The sequence below is a fragment of the Nonomuraea sp. NPDC004702 genome (assembly GCF_053601695.1).
In genome coordinates this window covers 132,552-150,233 of the sequence record NZ_JBSGCE010000008.1, presented here as the reverse complement: position 1 = coordinate 150,233, position 17,682 = coordinate 132,552, and the positions used below count along the sequence as shown (strand labels likewise).

Genomic DNA, 17,682 nt, shown 5'->3' with positions numbered 1-17,682 from the left:
GGCTGATCAGGCCAGGCCGTGCCGCACGGCGTACAGCGCGGCCTGGGTCCGGTCCTGGACGCCCAGCTTCATCAGCACGTTCGACACGTGGGTCTTGACCGTCTTCTCCGCGACGGCGAGGCTGCGCGCGATCTCCCTGTTGGACCGCCCGGCCGCGATCAGGGCGAGCACCTCGCGCTCGCGCTCGGTCAGCGGCGCCGGCCCCGGCACGGCGGCCACGGGCGCCGGGGCGGACAACATCGCCTCGGCCGCCTCCGGCGCGAGCAGCACCTGACCGTTGTGCACCGCCCGCACGGCCTGGACCAGCGCGGACGGATCGACGTCCTTGTAGAGGAAGCCCGCGGCCCCCGCCCGCATCGCCGGGCCGACGTCGGACCGGTCGCTCACGGACGTCAGCACCACCACCCGCGTGGCCGAGCCGGCCAGCCGCTCCAGCGCGCCTAGCCCGTCGAGCACCGGCATCTTCAGGTCGAGCAGCAGCACGTCGGGCGTCAGCTCGCCGACCAGCTCGACGGCCTGCGCGCCGTCGGCCGCCTCGCCGACGACGGTGATGTCGTCCTGCAGGTCGAGGAACGTCCGCAGCCCCTGCCGGACCACCGGATGATCGTCGGCGATCAGCACCCGGATCACACGCCCACCTCCACGCGTACGGTGGTCCCCTGGCCGGGGGCCGAGGAGACCGTCATCGCCCCGCCGACCGACTCCGCCCGGTCGCGCATCGACACCAGGCCGAGGCCGTGCGACTCCCCCTGCTCGAAGCCGTCGCCGTCGTCGTGGACGGTCAGCGCCAGCGTCCCCCCGTCGAGGACCAGGCGGACGGACACCCGCGAGGCCCCGGAGTGCCTGAGCGCGTTGTGCAGCGCCTCCTGGGCCACCCGCAGCACGGCCACCTCCACCGCCGAGTCGAGCGGCGGCAGCTCGTCGCACTCGAAGGTGACCAGCGAGGGGTGGAGCCGGTCGAGCATGCGCACGTGCTTGCGCAACGTCTCGGCGAGCCCGTGGCGGTCGAGCTCGGCCGGGCGCAGCTCGACGATCACCGCGCGCAGCTCCGACAGCGCCTCCCCGGCCAGCCGCTGGACGCGTTCGAGCTCGGCGTGCGCCTTCTCGGGGGCCTTGTCCAGCATGGTGGCGGCGGCCTGGGCGGTCAGGCGGAGCGAGAACAGCTTCTGGGTGACCGCGTCGTGCAGCTCGCGGGCCACCCGGTTGCGCTCCTCCAGCATGGCCAGCTCGCGCCCGCGCTCGTAGAGCCTGGCGTTGGTGAGCGCGATGGCGGCGTGCGCGGCGAACAGCGTCAGCAGCTCCTGGTCCTCCTGCGTGAACCCGCCGGGGGTGCGCTTGTTGGCCAGGAAGATGATGCCGATCACCTGGTCGGCGTCGCGGATGGGCACGCCGAGGAAGTCCTTCATCACCGGGTGCGCCTTCGGCCACCACTCGAACCGCGGGTCCTCCCGCAGGTCGGGCAGCCGGGCCGGGGTGCCTTCGCGGAGCATCGCGCCGAGCATGCCGTGCTGCCTGGGCAGCGGGCCGATGGCCGCCCACTGCTTGTCGGTGAGGCCCTCGGCGACGAACTCGGCGAACGAGCCGTCGTCGTCGGGCACGCCGAGCGCGGCGTAGCGGGCGTCGAGGAGGCGCTGCGCCGACCGTACGATGACCTGGAGCACCTCGCGGACCGACAGATGGCGGGTGACCGCGAGCACGGCGGAACTCACCGCCTGCAGGATCTCGTCCCGGTCCGATGAGCTCACGGACCCACTCTAGGGTCCCGCTCCAGGGGCGGAGTCCTAGGACGTCCTAGGACGATGTGCCCAGGCGGGAGCGGGCCCTGCGCCCGATGCCGGCGCGGCGCGCCGATCCTAGCGTCGATGTCATGACGAACACCGCTCTCATCACCGGCGCCTCCCGCGGCCTCGGCCTCGCCCTGGCGAGGTCGCTGTCGGAGGCGGGCTGGAACCTCGTGCTCACCGCCCGCGGCGCCGACGAGCTGCGCCGGATCGCCGACGAGCTGGGCGCCACCGCGATCCCCGGCGACGTGACCGACCCCGAGCACATCGCGCGGCTGGGACGGGCCGTGCCCGAGCTGGACCTCCTGGTCAACAACGCCAGTGACCTCGGGGTGACCCCGCTGCCGCCGCTGGCGGGCTACCCGCTGGAGGCGTTCCGGGTCCTGCTGGAGACGAACGTGACCGCGCCGCTCGCGCTCATCCAGGCCACGCTGCCCGCCCTGCGCGCGGCCGGCGGAGCCGTGGTCAACATCACCTCCGACGCCGCCACCGGCGCCTACGCGGGCTGGGGCGGCTACGGCGCGACCAAGGCCGCCCTGGAGCAGCTGTCGAACGTGCTGGCCGCCGAGGAGCCCGGCCTGCGGGTCTGGTGGGCCGATCCCGGCGAGATGAACACCCGCATGCTCGCCGACGCCGTCGGGGCCGAGGAGGCGTCGTCGGCCACCGACCCCGCCAAGGTGGCCGCGGCGCTGCGCGACCTGGTCACGTCCCGGCCGGCCGGCGGGAAGGTGAGCCTGCAATGACGGCGCTGCTGGACTTCGCGCTGCCCGACGACCTGTCGGCCCACGAGCCGCCCGAGGCGCGCGGGCTGGCCAGGGACGCGGTGCGCCTGATGGTCTCGCGCGGCGAGGCCGACCCCGCCCACCACCGGTTCGGCGACCTGCCCGGACTGCTCGACCCCGGCGACCTGATCGTGGTCAACAACTCGGCGACGCTGCCCGCGGCGGTCCGGCTCGACCGGCTCGCGGTGCACTTCTCCACCGCCCGCGAGGACGGCACCTGGCTGGTCGAGCTGCGCCGCAGGACGGCCAAGGCGTCCGAGCCGTACGGGGGCGGCGAGCCGGGCGAGTGGCTGCCGCTGCCCGGCCGGGCCACGCTGCGGCTGATCGAACGGGAGACGCCGCGGCTGTGGCGGGCGCGGCTGGACCGGGACGTGCTGCCGTACCTGCGCGAGCACGGCCGTCCGATCCGCTACTCGTACGTGCCGGCCGACTGGCCCATCGACGCCTACCAGACGGTGTTCGCCACCGTGCCGGGCAGCGCGGAGATGCCGAGCGCGGCCCGGCCGTTCACCTCCGAGCTGGTCACCGCGCTGGTCTCGCGGGGCGTGACGATCGCGCCCGTCACGCTGCACACCGGCGTGGCCTCGCCGGAGAAGGACGAGCGGCCCTACGCCGAGCGGTACGAGGTGCCCGCCGCCACCGCCCGGCTGGTCAACCTGACCCGGCGGAACGGCGGCCGGGTGATCGCCGCGGGGACGACCGTCGTGCGCGCCCTGGAGACCGCCGTGGGCCCGGACGGCCTGGTCGGCGCGGCCTCCGGCTGGACCGGCCACGTCGTCACCCCGGCCACCGGGGTACGGGCGGTCAACGGGCTCATCACCGGCCTGCACGAACCTCGCTCCAGCCACCTGCTCATGCTGACGGCGATCGCCGGCGAGAGGGCGCTGGCCCGCGCGTACGAAGAGGCGCTGCGGAAGGGATATCTGTGGCACGAGTTCGGCGACACGCACCTGATTCTGGATAAATAAGCTTTACACACATTTTGCCCTCGTGATAGGAACAGCCGACATTTACGGGGGCTTGTTCAAGCGCGTCCCCGTGCCACTTCCTCTCCGGAGACGTTAATGCGCAACTCCCTCACTAAGGTCGCCTCGCTGGCTTTGCTGGCCGGTGCGCTGATTGTCCCGGCGGTGCCCGCGTCCGCCACGACGACCACCGCCGCCCACACCGCCACGGCCGCCAAGGCCGCCGACGCCCCCTTCGCGGTCTTCGACATCAAGTTGAAGGCGTCCAAGACGGCCAAGGCCGGCGGCCAGATCAAGTACAGCCTCCAGGCGACCAACACCGGCCCGTACTCGGCCGACGCCTGGTTCGTCGGCGGCCAGTTCCCGAAGGGCGTGGACCTCCGGAAGATCCGCTACAGCGCTCCCAAGGGCACCATCTGCGCCCTCGACGGCCGCGCCCTGTACTGCAGCGTTCCCTACGTCCTGGAGAAGGACGACTGGGTCCGCCTCGAGTTCTACGCCAAGCTGAAGAAGAGCGCCGTGGGCACGCAGAAGGCGACCCTCGGCGTGGTCACCTACGACGTCCAGCAGGGCATGTGGGACCAGGAGAAGGGCACGTGGTCCCTGGCCCAGGAAGAGCTCGAGCGCCTCGGCATTCCTGAGCACGGCTACGCCAAGACCGCCAAGACGAAGATCGTCCGCTAGTCCCGCGGCCGCTGCGCCCGTGTCCGAATGGCGAGCCTGCTGCGCGGGCACCGGACCGGGCGCAGTACCGTGGCTGGATGTGGACCAGCGCACCCTCCTGATCACCCTGACCGGCCCCGACCGGCCCGGTGTCACCTCCAGGCTCTTCTCCGTGCTGTCCGGGTTCCCGGTGACGGTCGCGGACATCGAACAGGTCGTCATCCGCGGCAGACTCACGCTCGGCGTGCTCGTCGCGTACGCCGGCGGCCCGTCCACCGGCACGGGCACCACCCTCGGCGCGATGTGGACCGCCGTCGAACGGGTGGCCGAAGACCTCGGGATGGAGGTCGAGCTCTCCACCGGCTCCCAGGCCAAGGAACAGCGCCGCCGCGGCCGCCTGTCGGTCAGCGTGCTGGGCGCCACCCTCCAGCCCGCCGCCATCGCGGGCATCGCCGGCCGCATCGCCGCCGCCGGCGCCAACATCGACCGCATCGAACGCCTCGCCCAGTGGCCCGTCACCTGCATCGAGCTGTCGGTCTCCGGCGCCAACCCGACCGCCCTGCGCGTCGAGCTGGCCGCCGAGGCCGCCGCGCAGGAGGTCGACGTCGCCGTCCAGCGCACCGGCCTGTCGCGCCGGGCCAAGCGGCTCATCGTCATGGACGTCGACTCCACCCTCATCCAGGGCGAGGTCATCGAGCTGCTGGCCGCGCACGCCGGCTGCCTCGACGAGGTCGCCCGGGTCACCGAGCAGGCCATGCGCGGCGAGCTCGATTTCGCCGAGTCGCTGCGCCGCCGGGTCGCGCTGCTCGAAGGGCTGCCGGCCGAGGTGTTCGAGCAGGTGCGCCAGGAGGTCGTGCTCACCCCCGGCGCCCGCACCCTCGTCCGTACGCTCAAGCGCCTCGACTACCGCTTCGCCATCGTCAGCGGCGGCTTCACCCAGATCACCGACGCCCTGGTCGAGGAGCTGGGCATCGACTACTCGGCGGCGAACGTCCTGGAGGTCATCGACGGCAAGCTCACCGGGCGGGTCGTCGGCGAGATCGTCGACCGGCCGGGCAAGGCCCGCGCGCTGGAGCGGTTCGCCAGGGAGGCCAGGCTGCCCATCTCCCAGACGGTGGCCATCGGCGACGGCGCCAACGACCTCGACATGATCGCCGCGGCCGGGCTGGGCATCGCCTTCAACGCCAAGCCCGTCGTCCGGCAGGCGGCCGACACCGCGGTCAACACGCCCTACCTCGACTCGATCCTCTACCTCCTGGGCATCTCCAGGGACGAGGTCGAGGCCGCCGACGCCGAGGACGGCGTGCTCACGTCCTGAACCGGGCGGTGACCTCGGCGGCCAGGTCGAGCGCGTCCTTGCAGAGCGACCTGAGCGCCGGGTGGGCGGTCACCGCGTGCCGCAGCCGCCTGCGCACGGCCGTGCCCTCGCCCGCCGCCGCCTCCTCCATCAGCGAGCTGACCTCCCGCGCCACCTCGTCGAGCTGCGACTCGAACGCGTCGGCGGCGGGCGGCGGCTCGCGCTCCCGTACGGCCTGCCCCACGGCGTCCAGGCGGTCGGCCACCGCGTCGAGCACGCCGGCGGTGGCGTCCGAGCCGGGCTCGGCCCCGCGCAGCACGGCGCCGAGCAGGATCGCGTCGTCCCTGAGCTTCCTGGCCAGCGTCAGCGCGGCCCGCAGCTCGGCCGGCGCGCTGCCGCCCGGCTCCTTGTCCAGCTTGTCCAGCGACTCGCGCAGCCGGTCGGCCGCCGTCCCGGCCGCCTCCGTACGGTCGGGCAGCCGGTCCAGGTCGCCTTCGGCCAGCGCGCGGACGAGGCAGGCGTGCTCGCGCAGCAGCTCGGCGGCCAGGCCGCGCAACCGTCCCGCCTGGCCGCGCGGCCACAGCAGCCGGGCCGCCGCCAGCGCCAGCACGCCGCCGCCCGCGGTGAGCGCCAGCCTGATCGCCGCCGCCTCCCAGTCGAGCCGGGTCGAGAAGTCGGTGAGCATCATGGCCAGCGGCGTCGCGAAGATCGACCAGTAGCCGTAGCTGACCTCGCGCAGGGCGAACCCGAGCGTGCCGAACACCAGCACCGTCCCCACGATCGTGTACGGCCCCGGCACCGCCGCCAGGATCAGCGCCGCCGCCGCGGCCCCCGCCACGGTGCCGGCCACCCGCAGCACCACCCGCTCGACGGTGTCCCCGTAGGTGGGCCGCACCGCCAGCAGCACGGTGAACACGAACCATTTGCCGTACTGCTCGTGCACCCCCAGCATCAGCGCCATCGCCACGGCGGCGGTGAGCCCCAGCCGCCCGGCGTGCCCGGGCCCCGAACCGCCCGGCGGCGGCTTCCACGGCAACCGCGCGAACAGCCGGCGCCCCGCCGCAGGCTTCCCAGGCAGCAGCCCGCGCCCCGCCGCAGGCTCTTCCGGCAATCCCGCCGGCAGCCCGCGCCCCGCCGCAGGCTTTCCCCGCAACCCCGCCGGCAGCCCGCGGCCCGCCGCAGGCTTTCCCGGCAACCCGGGCAGCAGCCCGCGGCCGGCCGGGGGCACGTGCCGGGCGGCCAGGAGGCCGACCGTGCGCACCGCCACCGCGATCCGGTCCAGGCAGCGCCGGGCCTGCCCGAGCACCGCGGCGCTGCGCAGCGCCGCCGGGTCGGCGCCCGGCTCGCGCGCGCCCAGGCGCTCGGCGTAGTCGGCGGTGACGGCCAGCGCCTCCACCACTCCGGCCCGCCGCCCGTCCGCGGCCTCCCGCAGGTCCGCGGCCAGCGTCGTGGCCACGTCGTCGATCCCGTCCTGCTCGTCCGGGGCGGCCGCGCGCAGGGCGCGCAGCGCCACCGTCTCGTGGAAGATCCGGACCAGCGCCTCGACGTACGCGTCGGCGGACCGTCCGGCCGCGTCCATGCTCTCGAACGACGCCGACGCCGTGGCCGCCGTCCCCAGGGCCTTGGACGCGCGTTCCCTTCGGTCGTCCCAGTCGCCGCCGGCGAGCCCGTCGAGCAGCCCGGCCACGCCGCGGACGGCCTCCCCCAGCGCCGTCGCCAACGGGTCGAACCGGCGCAACGGCCACAGGGCCAGGGCGAGCACGGCGTACAGGAGGCCGCCGAGCACCATCAGCTCGGGCGGCCCGAACCCCGCGGGCACCGCCAGGTAGAACCCGGTGACCAGGGCGAACGCGGGCGGCGTCCCGACCGTGCGCCACCGGCCGCCCGCCGCGGCGACCGCTCCGAGCGCCAGCACCGCCCACCAGGGCCGGTCCGCCAGGTACAGGCCCAGCCAGCACCCGCCGGCGATCAGCACGATCTTGACGGCCATGGACCGCGCCCGCGCCGCGTACGGCTGCCCGTACATGTCCCCGAACGCCGTCAGATACGCCCCCAGGGCCAGGAACGCCCCCGACTGCGGCCGGCCCGCCAGCACCCCGGCCAGCAGCGGCCCGGCCACCGCGAGCCCGCACAGCAGCCCGTACCCCCAGGGCGGGCGCGCGGGCAGCGAGAAGCCGTCACGCAGCGCTCTGGCGGCCCCCCGCATAGGCGTCGTCCCCGGTCAGTGCTCCTTGGGATCCCAGTGCGTGACCAGGCGTCCCTCCCCCGGCCACAGGTCTACCCACGCCGCCTCCACCTGGATCACCGCGAACGCCCCCGGCCGGAAGCCGTAGTCGCCGCCGCCCAGTTGCAGGGCCAGCTCGTGCACCGCAGGATTGTGCCCGCACAACACGACCGTGCCCAGCTCCGGGTCGGTCCTGCGGAGCAGTTCGAGCAGTTCTTCGGGATATGCCTGGTAGATGTCGCGTTCGTAGCTGATCTCCATGCCCGGGAAGGCCAGCTCGGCGGTCCGCCTGGTCCGCAGCGCCGGGGAGCAGAGCACCGCGTCGGGGCTCAGCCCGGCCGCCCTGATCTCGTCGCCGGCCCGGCTGGCGTCCCGCTCGCCGCGCTCGGTCAGCGGACGTTCGCGGTCGGCCAGACCGGGCACCTGCGCGGCCTTGGCATGGCGGAGCAGTATCAGGGTCCGCATCACGTCATCACCTCGGCACGTCATCCCCTCGACAGGTCATCACCCGGCACGTCACCATCTGGCACGTCACCATCTGGCACGTCACCATCTGGCACGTCATCGTCCGGCACGTCATCGTCCGGCACGTCATCCCTTCGACGCCCAGATCCCGAGCCCGATGATCACGCCCAGGATGACCAGCATCGCCAGCAGGATCAGGCCCAGCGTCTTCCCGCCCGAGGGCCGGTTGTCCTCTTCCACCCGCCCAGTTTCCCACCGCGCCCCCGCCGTCCCCGCGCCACCCACCCGCATGCGAAGACGCCCGCCCCTGGCCGGGACGGGCGTCTCGTCGATCGGTCGTTACGAGGCCACGGGCTCGTGCTCGCGGTCGTTGTTGGCCGGCTCGCTCGTCACCGACCTGCGCTTGGAGACGACGATGGCCGCCACGACCACCGCCACCGCCACCACCGTGATGCCGACCCGCAGCGCGGCGTTGCCCGCGTACAGGACGACGGCCGGCGCGACCAGCAGCGCCACCAGGTTCATCACCTTGATCAGCGGGTTGATGGCCGGGCCCGCGGTGTCCTTGAACGGGTCGCCGACCGTGTCGCCGATGACCGTGGCGGCGTGGGCCTCGGAGCCCTTGCCGCCGTGGTGCCCGTCCTCGACCAGCTTCTTGGCGTTGTCCCAGGCGCCACCGGAGTTGGCCAGGAAGACGGCCATCAGGGTGCCGCAGGCGATCGCGCCGGCCAGGAACGCGCCGAGCGGCGCGTAGCCGAGCGCGAACCCGACCGCGATCGGGGTCATCACCGCCAGCAGGCCGGGCGTGGCCAGCTCGCGGAGCGAGTCGCGGGTGCAGATGTCCACGACGCGGCCGTACTCGGGCTTCTCGGTGCCGTCCATGATGCCCGGCTTGTTGCGGAACTGGTCGCGTACCTCGAAGACCACCCGCATGGCCGCGCGGCCGACCGCGGAGATCGCCAGGCCGGAGAACAGGAACACCACCGCGGCGCCGACGATCAGCCCCACCAGCACGTTCGGCTGGTCGATGCTGAGGCTGAAGGTGGAGAAGGCGCCCAGCGCCGCCTTGATGTCCTGGCCGGCCTTGGAGAGCTGGTCCTCCACCGCCGTGCGGAACGCGCCGAACAACGCCGTCGCCGCCAGCACGGCCGTGGCGATGGCGATGCCCTTGGTGATGGCCTTGGTGGTGTTGCCGACGGCGTCGAGGCTGGTGAGCACCCGCGCGCCCTCGCCCTCGACGTCGCCGGACATCTCGGCGATGCCCTGGGCGTTGTCGGAGACCGGGCCGAAGGTGTCCATGGAGACGATGACGCCGACCGTGGTCAGCAGGCCGGTGCCGGCCAGGGCCACCGCGAACAGCGCGATCGTGACGTTCCCGAACCCGAGCAGGAACGCCCCGTAGACCGCGCCGCCGATGATCAGCGCCGAGTAGACGGCCGACTCCAGGCCGACGCTGATGCCGGCGAGGATGACGGTGGCCGGCCCGGTGGCCGAGCTCTCGCCGATCTCGCGCACCGGACGGCGGTTGGTCTCGGTGAAGTAGCCGGTCAGCAGCTGGATCGCACTGGCCAGGACCAGGCCGATCAGCACCGCGCCCACCGCGATCAGGCGCGGGTCGGCGTCGGAGGTGACGGTCGAGCCCGACAGGGCGCCGAAGCTGCTGGGCAGATACCAGAAGGCCGCCGCGGCGACCAGCACCGCCGAGATCCCGGCCGAGATGAAGAAGCTGCGGTTGATCGCCGCCATGCCGCTGCGGTCGCGGTCGCGCAGCCCCGTGACGAAGATGCCGATGATCGCCGTCAGCACGCCGATCATGGGCACGATCAGCGGGAAGATCAGGCCCTGCTCGCCGAAGGCCACCTTGCCCAGGATGAGGCTGGCGACCAGCATGACCGCGTACGACTCGAACAGGTCGGCCGCCATGCCCGCGCAGTCGCCGACGTTGTCACCGACGTTGTCGGCGATCGTCGCGGCGTTGCGCGGGTCGTCCTCGGGGATGCCCTGCTCGACCTTGCCCACCAGGTCGGCGCCGACGTCGGCGGCCTTGGTGAAGATGCCGCCGCCGACTCGCATGAACATCGCCAGCAGCGCCGCCCCGAACCCGAAGCCTTCGAGAACGTGGGGCGCCTCGCCCTGGTAGATGAAGACGACCACGGCCGCACCGAGCAGCCCGAGGCCGACGGTGAACATGCCGGCGACGCCGCCGGTGCGGAAGGCGACGCGCATGGCGCGCTTCTCGCCCGACTCGTTGGCCGCGGCGGCGACGCGCACGTTTCCGCGCACCGCCAACCACATGCCCATGAATCCGGTCAATGCGGAGAACACCGCACCGACCACGAAGAAGATCGAGCGACCGACGCGTACGTCCATTTCGCCCGGCAGCAAGAGCAACAGGAAGGGAATGACGATCACGAAGATCGCCAGTGTGCGGAATTGGCGCGTGAGATAGGCAGCCGCGCCTTCCTGCACGGCTCGCGCGATGTTCTGCATGCGTTCGGTGCCCTGGCCGGCGGACAGCACCTCGCGTACGAGGCCGCCGGCGACGGCTAGCGCGATCAGCGCGACCGCGGCGACCACGATCACGATGGTGAGATTGTTACCGCTCAGGGACAGATTGGGCGCTGGCGCCAATGCCAGCATGTGCCTGCTCATCGTTCTCCTCGGCAAGACCGGTCGTCCTGCCCGAACGGTGCTGCGGATTTCTCGGCGGGCGGGTGCGGCACCATCCGGGTTGTGGGTGCCGCTTCCGGTTGAATCCGCGGTTCCGCCGGATCACCTTGGCCGGTGCCGGGAGTCTACGCAGGCACTGAACGGATATGAAGGCTCTCGGGGCGGCTATTTGCGCGGGCGTTCAGTAATCCCCTGACAGCGGGCCGGTTTGAGATCTGACAGGCGAAATTTCCTCAGGTTTACGGGCATGACAACCCCACAAATCGGACCGCCCGAAACCCAGATTTAATCCCCACGACACGCCGACCAACCCGCCACCCGCACCAGCACCAGCTCCCCACCGGCCACCCGAGTCCCCCGCACCACCCCGGCACCACCGCTTGGCAGCACCGCTTGGCAGCACCGCTTGGCGCGACCTCCAGACGCGACCGCCGGATGCCACCTCCGCGCTCCCTCCGCGCGCCACCTCCGCGAGATGCGGCGGGACGCCACGTCCGACGGACGCGCCCCAGCAACACGGCCCGCCGAACGCCCCCTGGCCGACGCGGCCCAATGACACAGCCCGCCAGGACACGTCCCAGCCAACGCGGCCCGATGACACGGCCTCGTAGGGACACCCGGTCGACGCAGCCGATGACATGACCCGCCGGAGCTGCCCGGCCGCCGCGCCTCCCGCGACACGGCCCACCGGACGCGACCAACCGACGCGGGCCCAGCGACCCGGCCCCCCACCGCCTCCTGGAGCCGTACGCCGTCCCTGTCCTCCGGCCGGGCACCACTCGGGCCGTGGCCGACACCGCCCCGCCCCTCCAGACCACCTCCACGACAGCCCGGCGCTCCCAGTGCCGCGAGCCGCCCATGACCTCCCGTCGGCCAGCACTCACGCCCTTGGCCGACACCACCGCGCCCCTCAGACCACCTCCCCGACAGCCCGGCGCCTCCCAATGCCGTACGCCCCCCCTTTGACCTCCCGAGCGGGCGCCAATCGGGCCCCTGGCCGACACCGCCCCGCCCCTCCAGGCCACCTCCCCGACAGCCGACAGCTCGCGCGTCGGCCCGAAAGGCTCTACACCGCCTCAAAAGCCCCTGCGGCGGCCGAGAAGCACGCCAGCCAATAGCCAAACCCGAGGCCTCAATCTCGGCCTGGAGCTCCCACGCGGCCCTCCAGATGTCAGTCCTGACAGCCCCATGTGCGGCCGCCACGCCTTCCTTCCAGTCGCCGCCAGTCACCCACCTCAACCCCATGCTTCTGCCGCCCCACCGCGAGGCCTCATGACGACCCGGGCTGACTATCCCCCGCCCATCCACAGTCTGTGGATAACTCTCGTCACCTTCCACAGACACCACTGGGGGGAGCAAGATCCTATGGGGCAGTCCCATCGCTCCACCAAAACACCCCAAGCAGGCCCAGACCGTATTTGCCGCCCTGGCCTTCGCCCCTCGGTCGCGACCGCGCCATGCGGAGCCTTCGCAGCGACTGAGCCTTCAGCCCTCAGCCCAGGCGTTCGCCGCACTGACCTTCGGCCTTCAGCCTTCGGCTTCGCCGCCGTAGACCATGGCCCTTCGACCCCAGCCACTGACCCGCGCCCTGCGGAGCCGCCTGCACAGCCGGCCCGCAGTCCGCCCCCTGAGAGCAACCGCCCGATCGGAACCTGGGCGTCTCGCCGCACGACACAGCGGTTGAACGTGCGAAGCCGGGCTCTGGCCTGCTCCGAGGCCAAAGCTCCGTAAGCGTGCGGCGTAGAAGCGTCAGGCGCAGAAGCGTCAGGCGTAGAGGCGTGCGCCCCTCACGCTGCTTCGACGCCATGCCAGGCCCCCGCATCGGACCGCCCTGAGCCGCTTCGGCCGGTACACGCCGAAGTCCCTGCGGCACCGAGCCCTTGCACCGGACCTCGCTGAACCGCTCCAACCGAACCCCTGCACCAGACTTCGCCGAGCTTCGCACCAGGCGTGGCCGAATCCGGCGGCCGGGCCGTCCGACGTCCGTGCGCACACGCGCTGCCGCTTGTCGCAGAGCGGCGCAGGCCGTCCGGGCATGCCGACAGAACGAGGCACTCAGCGACCTCGTCAGGACATGCGGAAACGTGGTGCGACTCGACGGGGAGGAAGGCATGCCACAACCGGACATCCCCTCATCCCCGTCTATCGCCCCTAAAAACCACACCCGACCAGCTCGAACACGCCCCTAGGGAGACAAGGGACCGATCCAAGCGATGTCAGGTCAGGAACCCACCCCGTTGGAGGCGGGCCAGCTCATCCGGATGTTCGTCCCCTTGGGGCTGGGGAAGACCTCGACGTCATCGGCCAGACCCGAGATGACGGCGATGCCGAAGCCTGACATGAACGAGTCAGAGAGCATGCCCAGATCGAGCGGCTGCTCCTGCTTGATCTCGTCACTGGGGGCCAGATCGCTGACCGTGACCTCGAAACGCCCGGAGTCGTCACGTAGCTCGATGCGGATGGGCTCGCCCGGGCAGTGAAGTCGATGCGCCTCGACCGCCCGGGAGCATGCCTCACCCACGGCGAGCCTGACTTCGTCCAGCAGCGATTCCTCCACGCCGGTACGACGGGCGATCGCCGTGGCCACCAGCCGGGCGGTCCGCACGTGCGCGGGGAGAGCGCTGAACGTCAGCTCGACGGTAGCCATGCTACTTGTCTTTGCCGTGAGCTTCCTTGGCCTCGTCGACGGAAGCGTAAATCCCGAAGACCTTGGTCAGACCGGTGATGCGGAAGATCTTGAGGATGCGCTCCTGGGTGCACACCAGCTCAAGCGAGCCGTCGTGCGCCCGGACCCTCTTGAGCCCTCCGACGAGCACTCCCAACCCCGTGGAGTCGAGGAAGTCGACCTTCTCCATGTTCACCAGAAGGTGGAAGTTGCCCTTGTTCACCAGGTCGATGAGGAGCTCACGCAATCTCGGCGCCGTGTAGACATCGATCTCACCCTCGACCTCCACGATGGTGAGTCGGTCTTCGGTGCGGTGATCCAACTTCAGATCCACAGATCCTCCAGCGCCTCGCCTGCGAAAGTACTCTTGCGGGCCTGGCAATCTGGAGCGTGGCCCCAGACTGTCCGACCCTGACGCGCGGCATTCAACCACGCGTCTGGCTTGTGTCTATACGAAATCACGATTCCCGGCGACTTTGCCCATCGATGCAAGACTGGAAACAGTGACTTCCTCGGCATCCTCCCCACAACAGGCAGGTCCACTCCTCGCCCACCTGCTCGGAGTTCCCGCACGTCATGAGCGTGTCACCCATGTGGAGCATGTTCCAGCACGTCAGGCGGGTCAAGCCCGTTGGCCGGACTGGGCTCCGGAAGTCCTGGTTACGCGCTTGGCGAACCGTGGAGTTACAGGACTCTGGCCCCACCAGTACGAAGCCGCCGACCTGGCTTTCCGTGGCCGAAACGTGATCATCAGTACGGGAACGGCCTCCGGCAAGTCCCTGGCGTACCTCACGCCGGCGGTCGCCTCCTGCCTCGACGGCGGCACCGTCCTGTACCTGACGCCGACCAAGGCCCTGGCCGCCGACCAGCTCCGCGGCCTGCGCGAACTGCGCATCACGCAAGTGCGCGCCGCCTGCTTCGACGGCGACACTCCTTTCGAGGAACGTACGTGGGTCCGTCAGCACGCCAACTACGTCCTGACCAATCCAGACATGCTCCACCGCGGCGTCCTGCCCCGGCACGCGCAGTGGTCCTCGTTCTTCCGCCGACTCCGCATGGTCGTCGTGGACGAGTGCCATGGATACCGCGGCGTCTTCGGCTCGCACGTGGCCCAGATCCTGCGCCGCCTGCGCCGGGTCTGCGCCCGGTACGGCTCGCGCCCCACGTTCGTGCTCGCCTCGGCCACGGCGAGCGAGCCCGGCGTGTTCGCCATGAGGCTGACGGGGCTTGAGATGGACGAGGTGACCACCGATGCCTCGCCGAAGGGTTCCACGACCATCGCGCTCTGGGAACCGCCCCTGACGGATCTGCGGGGCGAGGGAGGGGCTCCTGTGCGTCGCACGGCGACCGCGGAGACCGCTGACCTCCTCGCGGACCTGGTTCTGGCGAACGTACGGACGCTCGCGTTCGTGCGTTCGCGACGCGGCGCGGAGACGGTCGCCCTGTCCGCCCGCGCCAAACTCGCCGACGTCGCCTTCTCCGTCACCGCGCCTTGGCCTCCCCAAGCCACCCCCGAAGCCGCGCCCCGGCCCCCGCACGCCACCCCCGAAGCCGCGCCTTGGCACCCGCACGCCACGCCCGAAGCCGCGCCCGCGGACTGCTCCCCCAGCGCCGAGCCCCCGCCGCTCGCCTCCTCCGCGACCTCCCAGGACTCCGCTTCCCGCACCGCAAGCCCCACCTCCGACGCCCAGGACCCGCGCCACCCCACCCCCGCGAGCCCGCTCACCTGGGCCATCCCCGACGACGTCCAAGACCTGGCCACCCTCCCCGACAAGGTCGCCGCCTACCGCGCCGGCTACCTCGCCGAGGACCGCCGCCTCCTGGAGAAGGCCCTGCGCGCCGGCACCCTCATGGGCCTGGCCACCACGAACGCCCTCGAACTCGGCGTGGACGTCTCGGGCCTGGACGCCGTACTGATCGCCGGCTGGCCCGGCACCCGCGCCTCCCTCTGGCAGCAGGCCGGCCGGGCGGGACGCGACGGCCAGGACGCCCTCGCCGTGCTCATCGCCAGGGACGATCCCCTGGACACCTACCTCGTCCACCACCCGCAGGCCCTGTTCGGACGGCCGGTGGAGGCGATCGTCCTGGACCCGGACAACCCGTACGTCCTGGGCCCCCACCTGTGCGCCGCCGCCGCCGAGATCCCGCTGACGGACGACGACCTGCCCGTCTTCGGCGCCACCACCCCCGACGTCCTGGAAGACCTGGTCGCCCGGAACCTCCTGAGACGCCGTCCCGCGGGCTGGTTCTGGACCCGTCGCGAACGCGCCACCGACCTCGCCGACATCAGAGGCGGTGGAGGCGCCCCGATCCAGGTGGTCGAGTCCTCGACCGGCCGCCTGCTCGGCAGCGTGGACGAGCCGTCCGCCCACACCACGGTCCACACCGGCGCGGTCTACATCCACCAGGGCGAGACCTTCCTCGTGGAGACCCTCGACCTGGACTCCGGAGTCGCCCTGGTCGAGGCCGCCAATCCCGACTACTCCACGTTCGCCCGCGACATCACCGACATCTCCATCCTTGCCACCCAGCGCTCCCGCCCCCTCGGCCCGGGAACGCTGCACTTCGGCGAGGTGGAGGTGACCAGGCAGGTGGTCTCGTACCTGAAAAGACGCCTGCAGTCAGGCGAGATGCTCGGTGACGAACCCCTCGACCTGCCGCCCCGCACCCTCCGCACCCGCGCGGTCTGGTGGACCCTGCCCGCCACGGCGGTCGCGCCGCTCGCGGCGGCGGACATCGACCTCGGCGGCGCCGCACACGCCGCCGAGCACGCCTCGATCGGTCTGCTTCCCCTGTTCGCCACCTGCGACCGATGGGACATCGGCGGCGTCTCCACCGAACTGCACGCCGACACCGGCCTGCTCACCGTCTTCGTGTACGACGGCCACGAAGGCGGTGCGGGCTTCGCCGAACGCGGCTACGCGCGGGCCACCGACTGGCTGACGGCCACGCGTGAGGCGATCGCGTCCTGCGAGTGCGAGCGCGGGTGCCCGTCCTGCATCCAGTCCCCGAAGTGCGGCAACGGCAACGAGCCCCTGCACAAACGCGGCGCGCTCCAGCTCCTGGACATCCTCCTCACCCCCGGCCCCCTGTCCTGACTGTCACCCTTCTCCGGCCGACGTCCTGCACACGCCCGCTCTTCTTCGTCGTCGTAGGCGTCATCGTCATCGTCGGCGGCCCAGAAATCGCCGGCGCCCAGCAGCGGACGCTCCCAGAAGCCGCTGTCCTCCATGCACCTGGGCGACGGGGGCAGGTAGTCGTCCCATCGCTGCTCCAGGGGTGGCGGGTGGGACAGCGGGCCGGGCTCGGGAACGTCCGTGACGGCTCAGCTGGGCAATGCGATACGCGGCGGCTCCTGCCACGCATCCCGGCCTGTCTCCCCGCCGTTTCCCGGCCCGCTTCCGGCCGAGCCCCATGACGGGCTGACTCCTCTACTTCCTGGGCCGCGCGTAAGTCCTGCACGCTCAGCTGGATCGGCAGAACAACCGACACCTCCCCCGACGCCCCACCTGGCACCTTCGCCACCCTGGGCTCCGCCTCGCCCCTACAGCTTGCGCCACACGGCCTTCACTAATTCGCTCGCCCGACGATCTATCGGCTCAATCGCAGAACAAGGTGCCGGTTTTTCGAGATCACTCGCGCAGATTTCCAAGCCCGGCCGCACCCCTGCCCCGACGCGGCGAACCGTGCACGAGAAACAAGCTATGCACCACCGTCACCATCGCGCAGCGAATGAATCATGCTCTGCAAAATCCGGAACGCGTCCGACTGCTCGGCGTCGGTCATGCCGGCCAGCATTCTGACCTCGACGGACCGGACCGCCGCGCTCGCCTTCTCCAGACTCCGTCGTCCGCGAGGAGTGAGCCGCGCCGGAAGAGCCTTTCCGACGGGCGCCTCCGCTGGCCTGGTCACGTAGCCGTCTCGTTCCAGGGTCTGGAGCAGCACGTTCATCGACTGCCTGGTCACGAACGCGCCACGCGCCAGCTCGGAGTTCGACAAGCCCGGCCGTTGAGCCAGCAACTCCAGGCAGGAGTAGTGCGTCACGGTCATCCCGAGTGGCCGCAGCACCTCCTCCATGGCCGCGCGCAGGGCGCTCGAAGCCTCTTTCAGCAGGTAGCCCAGCGATTTGTCCAGGTCGACGCCGGCACCGTTTTGACTCATGTCAGTATT

Annotated in this window: 13 protein-coding genes; 5 read left to right on the top strand and 8 right to left on the bottom strand. The window is 71.6% G+C overall.

Annotated features, from left to right (window positions below; genetic code table 11):
* Window positions 1-6 precede the first annotated feature (6 nt).
* The gene (locus tag ACWEJ6_RS13425) at window positions 7-630 is read right to left on the bottom strand and encodes a response regulator transcription factor (RefSeq protein WP_352357384.1); all 624 of its coding nucleotides are present in this window, start codon (window positions 628-630) and stop codon (window positions 7-9) included.
* Window positions 627-1,745, bottom strand: a complete 1,119-nt coding sequence (locus ACWEJ6_RS13420) for a GAF domain-containing protein (RefSeq protein ID WP_452423717.1) — start codon at window positions 1,743-1,745, stop codon at window positions 627-629. Before ACWEJ6_RS13420 ends, ACWEJ6_RS13425 begins: the two co-directional genes overlap by 4 nt.
* Before the next feature lie 122 nt (window positions 1,746-1,867).
* Here ACWEJ6_RS13420 and ACWEJ6_RS13415 point away from each other — a divergent pair, with 122 nt between their 5' ends.
* The 4 genes from ACWEJ6_RS13415 to serB all read left to right on the top strand — a co-directional run bounded on the left by ACWEJ6_RS13415 (window position 1,868) and on the right by serB (window position 5,509).
* Complete coding sequence (locus ACWEJ6_RS13415) at window positions 1,868-2,524, top strand: SDR family NAD(P)-dependent oxidoreductase (RefSeq protein WP_387677940.1); 657 nt, start codon at window positions 1,868-1,870, stop codon at window positions 2,522-2,524.
* Window positions 2,521-3,531, top strand: a complete 1,011-nt coding sequence (locus tag ACWEJ6_RS13410) for an S-adenosylmethionine:tRNA ribosyltransferase-isomerase (RefSeq protein WP_452423715.1) — start codon at window positions 2,521-2,523, stop codon at window positions 3,529-3,531. The genes ACWEJ6_RS13415 and ACWEJ6_RS13410 overlap by 4 nt, the downstream gene beginning before the upstream one ends.
* Window positions 3,532-3,627: 96 nt before the next feature.
* Complete coding sequence (locus ACWEJ6_RS13405; RefSeq protein WP_397154682.1) at window positions 3,628-4,212, top strand: hypothetical protein; 585 nt, start codon at window positions 3,628-3,630, stop codon at window positions 4,210-4,212.
* Window positions 4,213-4,291: 79 nt separating this feature from the next.
* Window positions 4,292-5,509, top strand: coding sequence for a phosphoserine phosphatase SerB (gene serB, locus ACWEJ6_RS13400; RefSeq protein ID WP_352357394.1), 1,218 nt, complete (start codon window positions 4,292-4,294; stop codon window positions 5,507-5,509).
* On the opposite strand, the gene ACWEJ6_RS13395 is transcribed toward serB, so the two are convergent.
* The 5 genes from ACWEJ6_RS13395 to ACWEJ6_RS13375 all read right to left on the bottom strand — a co-directional run bounded on the left by ACWEJ6_RS13395 (window position 5,499) and on the right by ACWEJ6_RS13375 (window position 13,846).
* Complete coding sequence (locus tag ACWEJ6_RS13395) at window positions 5,499-7,694, bottom strand: FUSC family protein (protein ID WP_452423712.1); 2,196 nt, start codon at window positions 7,692-7,694, stop codon at window positions 5,499-5,501. The genes serB and ACWEJ6_RS13395 overlap by 11 nt on opposite strands.
* A gap of 15 nt (window positions 7,695-7,709) precedes the next feature.
* On the bottom strand, window positions 7,710-8,177 hold the full coding sequence (locus ACWEJ6_RS13390; protein WP_452423710.1) for a SixA phosphatase family protein: 468 nt from the start codon (window positions 8,175-8,177) through the stop codon (window positions 7,710-7,712).
* A gap of 339 nt (window positions 8,178-8,516) precedes the next feature.
* The gene (locus tag ACWEJ6_RS13385; RefSeq protein ID WP_387677930.1) at window positions 8,517-10,829 is read right to left on the bottom strand and encodes a sodium-translocating pyrophosphatase; all 2,313 of its coding nucleotides are present in this window, start codon (window positions 10,827-10,829) and stop codon (window positions 8,517-8,519) included.
* 2,239 nt (window positions 10,830-13,068) lie between these two features.
* Window positions 13,069-13,494, bottom strand: coding sequence for an ATP-binding protein (locus ACWEJ6_RS13380; protein ID WP_358290423.1), 426 nt, complete (start codon window positions 13,492-13,494; stop codon window positions 13,069-13,071).
* A 1-nt stretch (window position 13,495) separates the two neighbouring features.
* Complete coding sequence (locus tag ACWEJ6_RS13375) at window positions 13,496-13,846, bottom strand: STAS domain-containing protein (protein WP_043629845.1); 351 nt, start codon at window positions 13,844-13,846, stop codon at window positions 13,496-13,498.
* Window positions 13,847-14,255: 409 nt separating this feature from the next.
* On the opposite strand from ACWEJ6_RS13375, the gene ACWEJ6_RS13370 reads away from it, so the two are divergent.
* Complete coding sequence (locus ACWEJ6_RS13370) at window positions 14,256-16,610, top strand: DEAD/DEAH box helicase (protein WP_452423707.1); 2,355 nt, start codon at window positions 14,256-14,258, stop codon at window positions 16,608-16,610.
* A gap of 604 nt (window positions 16,611-17,214) precedes the next feature.
* Here the strand turns inward: ACWEJ6_RS13370 and ACWEJ6_RS13365 are convergent.
* Window positions 17,215-17,673 carry a MarR family winged helix-turn-helix transcriptional regulator gene (locus ACWEJ6_RS13365; RefSeq protein WP_358290429.1) on the bottom strand — a complete coding sequence of 153 codons (459 nt, stop codon included), beginning with the start codon at window positions 17,671-17,673 and terminating at the stop codon, window positions 17,215-17,217.
* Window positions 17,674-17,682 lie beyond the last annotated feature (9 nt).

Bases quoted from the DNA above. Each gene is read 5' to 3' on its own strand.
- ACWEJ6_RS13415 (WP_387677940.1), top strand. From the start codon at position 1,868: ATGACGAACACCGCTCTCATCACCGGCGCCTCCCGCGGCCTCGGCCTC.
- ACWEJ6_RS13410 (WP_452423715.1), top strand. From the start codon at position 2,521: ATGACGGCGCTGCTGGACTTCGCGCTGCCCGACGACCTGTCGGCCCAC.
- ACWEJ6_RS13405 (WP_397154682.1), top strand. From the start codon at position 3,628: ATGCGCAACTCCCTCACTAAGGTCGCCTCGCTGGCTTTGCTGGCCGGT.
- ACWEJ6_RS13395 (WP_452423712.1), bottom strand. From the start codon at position 7,694: ATGCGGGGGGCCGCCAGAGCGCTGCGTGACGGCTTCTCGCTGCCCGCG.
- ACWEJ6_RS13390 (WP_452423710.1), bottom strand. From the start codon at position 8,177: ATGCGGACCCTGATACTGCTCCGCCATGCCAAGGCCGCGCAGGTGCCC.
- ACWEJ6_RS13385 (WP_387677930.1), bottom strand. From the start codon at position 10,829: ATGAGCAGGCACATGCTGGCATTGGCGCCAGCGCCCAATCTGTCCCTG.
- ACWEJ6_RS13380 (WP_358290423.1), bottom strand. From the start codon at position 13,494: ATGGCTACCGTCGAGCTGACGTTCAGCGCTCTCCCCGCGCACGTGCGG.
- ACWEJ6_RS13365 (WP_358290429.1), bottom strand. From the start codon at position 17,673: ATGAGTCAAAACGGTGCCGGCGTCGACCTGGACAAATCGCTGGGCTAC.